Consider the following 9,877-nt stretch of genomic DNA (forward strand, 5'->3'; position numbering starts at 1 on the left):
GAACTCGCCGCCTCCGCGCCGCTGGCCACCGGCGCGACCAAGACCGCAATCAATGCCGCGAGCCTGGATCTGGCCGCGGCGATCGGACGCGAGGAGACCGGGCAGGAGGCGCTGCTGCATACGGCGGATTTCCGTGAAGGCGTCGGCGCCTTCAACGGCAAGCGAGCCGCGCGCTTCCACGGCGCCTGACCTTCAGCGCCCTCTCGGTCCATCCGCAGGGGCCGCTCAGCGGACATCCAGCCCGACCCACCACAATGGCCGCCATGGCTGGAGGTCGCTGGCTGGGCGAACGCGGTGCTCGGGTCCTCACCGGAGTGCACGCGCTCGCCCTAGTCGTCACGCTCGCCCTGGTGATCACCGGCCGGCTGCGGGGCGCCCAGCGCTCGTGGTGGGAACAGTTCTTCGGAGCGATCAACGTCCCGGTGACGAGGTCGCTCTTCTCGCTGGTCATCCTGGCCCTGCTCACCCGCGCGCTGCTCTCACGCAAGCGCATCGCCTTGTGGCTGGTCGGCACCTTGCAAGTTCTCGGGGCGTACTACTCCTTCGTCGCACTCGTCCTCGGCAGCACTCGATTGGCGCCGTGGCGCCGCTCCTATCCCGTCGGCCGTCCCGCCGACATCGTCGCGGTGATCGTCGCACCCTTGGTGCTCGTGTGGCTGTGGCGGCTGCGCTCGGCCTTCCCCGCGCGCCTGGTCCCCGGCTCGCTCAAGGCCGCGATCACGACGCTCGTAGCCGGCCTGCTCCTTTCCACCGGCTTGGCGACCTTGGCGATCTGGAGCCAGGTCGGATCCGCCGACCTGGGTCGGCGGACGTATGCCGCGGTGCATGAGGCCGCCGGCGATATCGACTACTTCACCGAGCACGGTCTGACCGGGGTCTCGCCCTGGATCGTGCACAGCCTGTCGCTGCTCTACAGCCTCAGCCTGATCGCCGCCGTCATCGTCTTCCTCCGCTCGGTGCGGCCGGACAACTCGTGGGCACCCGATCGGGAACTGACGATTCGACGGCTGCTGCGGCGCTATGGCGAGGCCGACTCCCTCGGGTATTTCGCGACGCGCCGCGACAAGTCCTCGATCTTCTCGGCGGACGGATCCGCGGCCGTCACCTATCGCGTCATCGCCGGCGTCTCGCTCGCCTCGGCCGACCCCATCGGACGCCCGGCAAGCTGGCCTGCCGCGATCGCCGCGTGGATGACGGAGGCCCGGGCCTACGGCTGGGTGCCGGCCGTGCTCGGCGCGAGCGCCGACGGTGCCAAGGCGTATGCCGGCGCGGGCCTGCACGCGATCGCGCTCGGCGACGAGGCGGTGCTCGACCCCGACCGCTTCGACCTGCGATCGAGCGCGATGACCCCGGTGCGCCATGCGGCCGAACGCTGCCGGCGCGCGGGTGTCGTCGTGACCGCCCGACGGCAGCGCGAGTTGAGCGCCGACGAACTGGCCGAGACCTCCGCTAAGGCGGTGGACTGGATCGGCGACGAGCCGGAGCGCGGCTTCTCGATGGCTCTCAACCGCGCCGTCGACGAGGCCGACGGGGCCACCCTCATCGTCACCGCGCGGGATCAGGCAGGCGCGCTGGTCGGGTTGCTGACGTTGGTGCCGTGGGGGCGATCGGGTGTCTCGCTCGACGTCATGCGCCGCAGCCCGGAGGCTCCCAATGGGATCACCGAAGCCATGGTCGCCCACGTGATGGAGCACGCGGCTGAGCTCGGGGTGCGTCGTCTGTCGTTGAACTTCTGCATGTTCCGGACCGTGTATGCCGACAACGAGGCACTGGGCGTGCGGCCGGTCAATCGGCTGAACTATTCCGTCCTGGGCTTCCTCGACCGCTTCTGGCAGTTCGAGCGGCTCTATCGCAGCAATCAGAAATATGACCCGGAATGGGTGCCCCGCTTCGCCTGCTACGACGGGGCGGTGGCCATCGTGCCGGTCGCGATCGCCGCGGCCAATGCCGAAGGGTTCCTGAACTGGCGGCCACGATTCCTCGGGACGGGGTTGCCCGAGACCCGCCTCGAGCCGGCCGTGCTGGCCGAGGCGCTCGCGATCGAGGACGAGGTCGAGGCCGCACCCTCGGTGCGGCGCGGTGACCAAACGCTCGCGCGCGTGGCGAAACTGGACCTGTTGCGGGCGGCCGGCCGAGATCCCTATCCCGTCGGTCCGGGCCTGGCGCAGGGCGCAGCAGCACCGCAGTGGCGCGGGCGAGTGCGCGCGGTCCGCGACCACGGTGGGGTGGTCTTCGCCGATATCGAGGTCGACGGGCGGCGCACCCAGCTGCTGCTGGACGCCTCGGTGTGCGCTGCCCGCGACTTCGCCCGGCTCGTTGACACGGGCGATCTGATCAGTGTCTTGGGGGCCGCCGGACGGTCGCGAAACGGGAGCGCAGCTGTGCACGTGCAGGACTGGACGATGCTGGCAAAGTCCTTGCACGCCATACCATTTGGTGGTTTCACCGACCCGCAGGCCCGGGTCCGCCAGCGGTCGCTGGATATGATCGTCAACCCCGAAGCGACGCGCGCGCTGCGGGACCGCACCGCGGTCGTGCGGGCGCTGCGTGCCCGGCTCGACGCCACCGGGTTCACCGAGGTCGAGACGCCGATCCTGCAGGCGGTGCACGGTGGCGCGAGCGCCCGGCCCTTCCGCACGCACATCAACGCCTATCACGCGGACCTGTCGTTGCGGATCGCGCCGGAGCTCTATCTCAAGCGGCTCGTCGTGGGCGGGTTCGGCCGCGTTTACGAACTCGGTCGCAACTTCCGCAATGAGGGTGCGGATGCGACACACAATCCGGAGTTCACCTCGCTGGAGGCCTACCAGCCGATGGCGGACTACACCGACATGCGGGTGCTGACGCAGGCTTTGGTCTGTGACGCGGCGCGCGCGGTGCACAGGGGGCTGACGGTTCCGAACGCCACGCACGGACCGCTCGACCTCGCTGGTGACTGGGCCGTCGTGTCGGTCCTGGATGCGGTGAGTACTGCTCTGGGAGAGCAGGTTTCGCTCGATACCGACACCGATGCATTGCTCGCCCACGCCAAACGGCTGGGGATCGTGATCCGGCCGGGAATGGGTCCGGGCGGGATCATTGAGGCGCTCTATGGCGAACTGGTGGAGCCGATGACGATCGCGCCGACCTTCTATGTCGACTTCCCGGCCGAGACGTCGCCGCTGACTCGGCCCCACCGGTCGATCCACGGGTTGGTGGAACGTTGGGACCTGGTCGTCGCCGGCATGGAGTTGGCGACCGCCTACTCCGAGCTCACCGACCCGGTCGAGCAGCGACGGCGCCTGACCGCCCAGTCCCTGCGCGCCGCCCACGGCGACCCCGAGGCGATGGAGGTCGACGAGGCCTTCCTCGGTGCCCTCGAACTCGGTATGCCGCCGTGTGGCGGGATGGGCATGGGCGTCGACCGGCTCGCCATGCTGCTCTCGGGCACCAGCATCCGCGGCGTGCTGACCTTCCCCTTCGTCAAGCCCTGACCCCGACAGAAGTCGGGCGGCGGTGAGCCGGCGCCAGGGCTTCAGGCGGTGTAGAGGCAGAAGGGGTGGCCGGCCGGGTCGAGAAGCACCCGGACGTTCTCCTGCGGCTGGTGCTCGGGCAAACTCGCACCGAGCCCGACCGCGCGCTCGGTCTCGGCTGCGAGGTCGGTGACCTCGAAGTCCAGGTGCAGCATCATCTGCTGAGCGCCGGGCACCCCCGGCCAGGTGGGGCGCACATAGTCCGGATTGCGCTGGACGCTCAGATAGGCAACGCCCTCACCGGCGTCGAGGGCGCCGTCGTCCTCGTCGAGGTGATGAATGGCCCAGCCACGCAGCGCCGCATAGAAGTGGGTAAGCCTGGCGACGTCGTCGGTGTCGAGCACCACGCCCCACCAGTCATGCCGATGCCAACGGTCCGGCCCCATGTCCACGCCTTAGGCTGACACAGTCCGCGACTGAAAACGCAGAATCCGGCGGATGGCCTCGGCGACCGCGTCCGGTCCGGGAGCGAGCGACAGGCGGACGTGCGTGCTGCCGTAGACGCCGTCGAAGTCGATGCCCGGGGTGATCGCGACGTCCTCCTGGTCCAGCAGTGCTTGGCACCACTCGACCGAATCGGCATACGGCCCAAGGAGATTCGCGATCCCGGCGTAGACATAGAAGGCGCCGTCGGCAGGAGCGACATCGGTCCATCCCAGCGCCGGGAGCGCGTCGAGGACAAGCCGGCGCGCCGCGGCAAAACCCTCGACCGCAACCTGGCACTCCGTTTCGGCCGCCTCGGTGAATGCGGCAACGGCCGCGTGTTGCGCGGGCACCGGCGCGCACAGCGCCAGATTCCCCGCGAGGGCGTCGACCGGGCCGGCCAGGTCGTCGGGCAGCAGCAACCAGCCCAGCCGCCAACCGGTCATGCCCCAATACTTGGAGAAGGAGGAGACCACCAGAGCGCGGCGACCGAATTCCCAGGCGCACGTCCCGACCGTGCCCGTATAGGTGATGCCGTGATAGATCTCGTCGCTGACAACCCGCACGCCGTGCTGATCGCACCAGCGCATCAGGGCGCCGAGTTCGTCGGGGCTGATCATCGTCCCGGTGGGATTCGCCGGGCTCGCGACTACCAGCCCGCGTAGCGGCGCCTGAGCATGGGCCGCAGCCAGCAACTCGACCGTGGGCTGGAAGCGGACCTCGGCGCCGCAGTCGAGTTCGACGACCTCCGCGCCGAGGGCGGTCAAGATGTTCTTGTAGGCCGGATACCCGGGCCGCGCGAGGGCCACCCGGTCCCCGTGGTCGAAGGCGGATAAGAAGGCGAGGACGAAGGCACCGGAGCTCCCGGTCGTCACGCAGATCCGTTGCGGGTCGATGTCCAGGCCGTACCACCGGGCGTAGTGGCCGGCGATCCCCTCGCGCAGCGCGCGCACTCCGAGCGTCTCCGAATAGCCCAGCGGTATGCCGGCGTGCATCAGTTGGGCGGCAGCCGCCCGGACCGCGCTCGGGGCGCCCTGCCCGGGCTCGCCCGCGCACAAGCTGATGACCTCGCGGCCCTGGGCCCGGGCGTGGGCGACGGCGGCCAGCACGGTCATCACCGTGAACGGAGGGACCTGCGAGCGGTGAGATGCGGCAGGCGGCGGGGCGGGCGGCATACGGCCAGGGTGTCACAGGCGGCGGGCGGCCACAGCGGCCCTTGGCCGCCCAGGTGCCCCGGTTTTCGGCTCCGGTCAACCGGCCGTGCGAGGTCGCGATCGACGGAGTGCCGCTGGAGCATGAGGCCTTCCTGGGGCGAGCGACGTGCAGCGGCGGCCCTCTGCTCACGCGGGCGGCGCGCTCGGCTGAGGCCTGGCTGGTCGGCGGTGAGGACTATGAGCTGCGCATCTACGACGAGGCAGCGCCGGCTTCGAGGGCCTGGAGGCCTACGACTTCGACCCGGACTCGGTCCTGCCGGCAAACTTCACCAAGCACGCCGGGCCGCAGCCGCGCGGCCGGATGTTGCCTGAGGTGCGCGAATTCGCCCGTGCCGCCGGTCCGCCCGCCGGGGCGCGCGACCTCGGCGGCACCGTGACGGTCCGGATCGGCCCGCAGACCCACACCCTGCTTGGCCGGACGTGCGGCGACATCGTCGTCTTCACCTTCGCCGATCCCGCCGGGCCACGGTGCGGCCGGCACCCTTTCCGACGGCAACCCGAGGAGGGGGAGATCGTCATCGACTTCAACAGGACGGTCTTGCCCGGCTGTTGCTTCTCGCCAATCTGCCCCGAGCCGGAGATCCCGGCGCAGATCGCCTCGACATCCCAGTCGTTGCCGGCGAGCGCGCGGTGCGTTGGTGCGGCGCGGCCGCCTGCCGACCCGGGGTGCGCTGATCGCCGGCCGGGCACCGGTGCACGAAGGTCAGGTCACGAGCAGGGACTCGCGCGGGAGCTCGAACCACCGTAGGGCGTCGAAGTCGCCGGAGACCGGGCAGGGGCCTAGGCAGTCCGGCCCGGTCGTGGCGTCCAGCAGCGTCCGCGCCTCGTCGAGGTAGCCGGCCAGGGCGGCCAGGGGTGCCGTGCGGTGCTGACGGGGATAATCCATCCGGCCCTCGGCATACGAGATGTCGCGCAGGCGCAGCGGCGGCTCGACCGGCCCGCGCCTGTGACGCCACAGGCCGTTTACAGCGTCAAAGGTATAGTCCCCCAACAGTTTCCAGCCGTCTCGGGCTACCAGGCGGACCGCCTCGATGACATAGTCGAGGACGCGCTCGTCGATGAAGTAGTTGAAGTTCACGCGCACCCACCCGGGCTTGATGCCCTCGCAACCGGTGGCGATCTGCTCCTCGAAGAGATGACTGCGCTCGAGATCGATGTCGAGCAGGCGGTGGCCGTAGGGTCCGGCGCACGAGCAGCCGCCCCGGGTCTGGATGCCGAAGAGGTCGTTGAGCAGCGCGACGACGAAGTTGTGGTGGAGGTACTTTCCGCTCGGGCCGCGTACGACGAAGGAGACGATCGAGAGCCGGTCGGCGCCAAGATTGCCGAGGATGGAGATGGCGGGCTCGGCCTGCCAGGCCTCGACGGCGCGGCGCAGCAAGGTGGCCTCGCGGCGGCGGATGACGTCGATGCCGACGGCCTCCTTGAGTTGGAAGACCAGGCCGGCCCGAATGCTCTCGACGATCGCCGGCGTGCCGCCCTCCTCGCGGTGTGTCGGGTCGGTGAGATAGCGGTGCTCGGCCGGATTGACGTACATGACCGTGCCGCCGCCCGGTGTGGCCGGCACCCGGTTGGTGAGCAACTGGCGCCGGACGGCGAGCACGCCGGGGGTGCCCGGTCCGCCGATGAACTTGTGCGGCGAGATGAAGACCCCATCCTTGTAGGCCGCCGGGTCGCCCCCGGCGGGCGCCGTCATCTCGATCGACACATAGGGTGCGCAGGCGGCGAAGTCCCAGAACGAGAGAGCGCCGTGCTCGTGCAAGAGGGCGGCGATGCCGTAGGTGTCGCTGACGATTCCGGTGACATTGCTTGCGGCGCAGAAGGATCCGATCTTCAGCGGGCGATCGGCATAGCGCTCCAGCTCGGCGCGCAACTGGGCTTGATCGATGTGTCCGTCGGCGTCCTCCCGGATGGTGACGAGGTCGGCGATCGACTCGCGCCAGGGCAACTCGTTCGAGTGGTGCTCGAAGGGCCCGATGAAGACGACCGGTCGGTCCGCGGCCGGGATCTGCTCGCGCAGGTGGTAGCGGTCCTCCAAGGTGCTCGGGATGCGCAGGCCGAGGATGCCGATGAGCTTGTCGATGGCGCCGGTGGTGCCCGAGCCGGCGAAGATCACCAGCGTGTCGTCGTCGCCGTGGACGGCATTCTTGATGATCGCGCGCGCATCCTCGCGCAGCCGGGTGGTCTGCAGGCCGGTGCCGCTCGCCTCGGTGTGGGTGTTGGCATAGCGCGGCAGGACTTCCTCGCGGATGAAGTCCTCGACGAAGGTGAGGCTGCGTCCGGAGGCCGTGTAATCGGCATACGTCACTCGGCGCGGGCCGTAGGGGCCGTCCATGACCTGGTCGTCACCGATGACGGCATCACGGATGCGGGCGAGCAGGACGTCCGGGTCGGGCATACCGACCAGGGTATGGCCGCGGGGTAGGTGGCGGACAGGGGTGCAAGGCTGGGGCGCCTAAAGGCCGCCGCGCCGCACGGTCATGATGCGCACCGGGTTGGCGGGCGCGCCGTCCTCGGGGTAGTACTCCGACGACGGGTCGACACCGGCGGCAGCGATCTTGTCGAGGACCGTCAGGCCGGGGGCGGTGACCCGGCCGAAGACGGTGTAGTCGGGGCGGAGGCGGGAATCCTCATACACGAGGAAGAACTGGCTGCCATTGGTGTCTGGGCCGGCATTGGCCATCGCGAGCGTGCCGCGGACGTAGTTCTTGCGGCTGCCGTCGGGAAAGCCCGGCCAGTTCGGCAGCGCGTTGACGCCCTTGAACTCATCCTTGAACCAGTAGCCGGGGTCGCCCCATCCGGTGCCGAGCGGGTCGCCGCACTGCAGGACCGAGAGGGCGTATGGCGGCGTGTGATAGGCCGTGAGCCGGTGGCACCTGGTCTTGTCGAAGTAGCGTTGCTTGAGTAAGAACTCGAAGCTCTCGACCGCGCACGGGGCGACGCGGCGGTCGAGCAGGATCGGGATGGCGCCCTGATTCGTGCCGATGGTGACCAGGTCGGCGCCGAAGGTGCGGGGCCGGGTCGGGTCCTCAGGAAAACCGACCCACGTCGAGTAGGTCTGGTCGGTCATCTTGGTGAACGCGCAGAAGCCGTTGGTCGACGCGGGTGCCTTGGCAGAGGCGCTCGGGGATGCGCTGCGCACGTTCGGGGCGGGCTGGCTCCGGTTCGCGGCCGTGGCACTCGGGGCGGCCGCGAGGAGGCTGAGCGTCGTCGCACCGGCAGCGGCGCTGGCATACATTCGCGTGCGGGTGGTGGTCATGAGCAAGCTCCCTCTCCCTGGTCGGGGGCGCCGCAGCGACGGCGTCCGCCTTGTCACCATAGGGCGAGTGCCGCCGGTTCGCCCGGGGAGGAACGCGGATTCCGCCGGGATCGTCGGCTAGAACAGTGTGGGCTGGCGGATTTTGGGCTCGGCTAGGAGCTTGCCCGCGCTGGGCGCTTGCGCGGTCAGTTGCAGGAAGGCGCCAAGCAGGAGCAACTCGCGCGGGCTCGCAGGCGTGAAGTCGGTCAGTTCCGGGGAGCACACGACGATGGCCGCCCACTTCGCTCGCGAGAGCGCGACATTGAGCCGGTTGCGCTGCAGCAAGAAGCCCATGCCGCGGCTGACATCGGTGCGCGCGGAGGCGGCCATCGACACATAGACCACAGCGCCCTCCTGGCCCTGGAACTTGTCGACGGTCCCGGCGGCCACCTGGGTCAGCCCGGCCGCGTCGAGCACCGCACGCAGCCGGTGCACCTGGGCGTTGTAGGGGGTGACCACTCGGATGTCGCTCTGCCGCAACGGCCTCGGCGCCTCAGCCTCGTCCGGGTCGAGCCACTCGCGCCCGATCAGGTCGTGGATCGAGCGCGCGATCGCGCCCGCTTCCTCGGGGGAGTCCACAGTGTTGCCGTCATGCTCTACGTGTTCGACGTGCACGCCCGGGGCGAGCCCGGCCAGACGTCGCGCGGTGGTGACGGACGGCTCGGCGGTGAGCGATCCGGCATACGACAAGTGGGAGACGCGCTCGGCGAGCGCCGGATGCATGCGCCACGTGGTCGAGAGGAAGTAGCCGAAGCGCGGGTCGATGGTCTCCTGGCCGGCCATCAGCCAGCCGAGTGCGGAGGTGTCGATCGGCTCGGGGTGAATGCCCTGGCTGACTTCGGCGAGTTGCTGCGGGTCTCCCAGCAGCAGGAGGCGATCGGCGACGACTGAGCAAGCGAGGGTGTTGGCGAGGGAGTACTGCCCAGCCTCGTCGACGACGAGGAGGTCGAGTTGGCCGCGCGCGAAGCGTTTGGGGTTGGTGAAGTCGTAGGCCGTGCCGCCGATGACGTAGCCGCTCTCGGCGCGGTCGGCAGCGAACGCGACCGTGTCGGCGTCGCGGCGCTCGAAGCGGTGCCAAGCGCTGGCCGGCCGGTCGGGGGCGAATTTGCCGATCAGGTCGGGGTCGAGGCCGGCCTTGACCAGCGCATCGAGGACGTTCTCAACGGCCGCGTGGGACTGGGCGACCACGCCGATGGCCCACTGCCGGGTGCTGACCAGGTCGGCGATGACGTGCGCAGCGACGTAGGTCTTGCCCGTCCCGGGCGGGCCCTGGACGGCGAGATAGGAGTTGTCGACCCGCTCGATGGCGGTGCGAATGGCGCGCACGAACTGATATGGCGTGCCGTCGGGGGCGGGCAGGGCGCCTACTTCGGTTGCGGGCGGGCCACCAGGCGCGGACCGGTCGCCCGGTCCGGCGGCGGGCAAGCCGACAG

6 protein-coding genes and 1 pseudogene are annotated in these 9,877 nt (G+C 69.9%); 2 read left to right on the forward strand and 5 right to left on the reverse strand.

The features are described 5' to 3' along the window. Both PKH97_RS09405 and lysX read left to right on the forward strand, forming a co-directional pair. A pseudogene (locus PKH97_RS09405) lies at window positions 1-189 on the forward strand (crotonase); the annotation flags it as partial. 74 nt (window positions 190-263) lie between these two features. Beyond that, entirely contained in the window at window positions 264-3,473 is a 3,210-nt protein-coding gene (gene lysX / locus PKH97_RS09410; RefSeq protein WP_324387147.1) for a bifunctional lysylphosphatidylglycerol synthetase/lysine--tRNA ligase LysX, read from the forward strand. 41 nt (window positions 3,474-3,514) lie between these two features. Here the strand turns inward: lysX and PKH97_RS09415 are convergent, their stop codons facing one another. From PKH97_RS09415 to PKH97_RS09435, 5 genes are all read right to left on the reverse strand, one after another. Continuing rightward, window positions 3,515-3,898: a VOC family protein gene (locus PKH97_RS09415; RefSeq protein WP_324387148.1), complete on the reverse strand. Its 384-nt coding sequence runs from the start codon at window positions 3,896-3,898 to the stop codon at window positions 3,515-3,517. A 9-nt stretch (window positions 3,899-3,907) separates the two neighbouring features. Then, window positions 3,908-5,110, reverse strand: a complete 1,203-nt coding sequence (locus tag PKH97_RS09420; RefSeq protein ID WP_324387149.1) for an aminotransferase class I/II-fold pyridoxal phosphate-dependent enzyme — start codon at window positions 5,108-5,110, stop codon at window positions 3,908-3,910. A gap of 742 nt (window positions 5,111-5,852) precedes the next feature. Then, window positions 5,853-7,544, reverse strand: coding sequence for an aminotransferase class V-fold PLP-dependent enzyme (locus PKH97_RS09425; protein WP_324387150.1), 1,692 nt, complete (start codon window positions 7,542-7,544; stop codon window positions 5,853-5,855). A 57-nt stretch (window positions 7,545-7,601) separates the two neighbouring features. After that, a complete protein-coding gene (locus tag PKH97_RS09430; protein WP_324387151.1) occupies window positions 7,602-8,405 on the reverse strand; it encodes a peptidylprolyl isomerase in 804 nt (267 codons plus the stop codon). A gap of 117 nt (window positions 8,406-8,522) precedes the next feature. Further along, a partial coding sequence (locus PKH97_RS09435) for a DEAD/DEAH box helicase (protein WP_324387152.1) occupies window positions 8,523-9,877 on the reverse strand: 1,355 nt, incomplete at its 5' end.

This window comes from Nostocoides sp. (assembly GCF_035343835.1).
In the GTDB taxonomy this organism is placed as follows: domain Bacteria; phylum Actinomycetota; class Actinomycetes; order Actinomycetales; family Dermatophilaceae; genus Nostocoides_A; species Nostocoides_A vanveenii.

Bases quoted from the DNA above. Each gene is read 5' to 3' on its own strand.
- lysX (WP_324387147.1), top strand. From the start codon at position 264: ATGGCTGGAGGTCGCTGGCTGGGCGAACGCGGTGCTCGGGTCCTCACC.
- PKH97_RS09415 (WP_324387148.1), bottom strand. From the start codon at position 3,898: ATGGGGCCGGACCGTTGGCATCGGCATGACTGGTGGGGCGTGGTGCTC.
- PKH97_RS09420 (WP_324387149.1), bottom strand. From the start codon at position 5,110: ATGCCGCCCGCCCCGCCGCCTGCCGCATCTCACCGCTCGCAGGTCCCT.
- PKH97_RS09425 (WP_324387150.1), bottom strand. From the start codon at position 7,544: ATGCCCGACCCGGACGTCCTGCTCGCCCGCATCCGTGATGCCGTCATC.
- PKH97_RS09430 (WP_324387151.1), bottom strand. From the start codon at position 8,405: ATGACCACCACCCGCACGCGAATGTATGCCAGCGCCGCTGCCGGTGCG.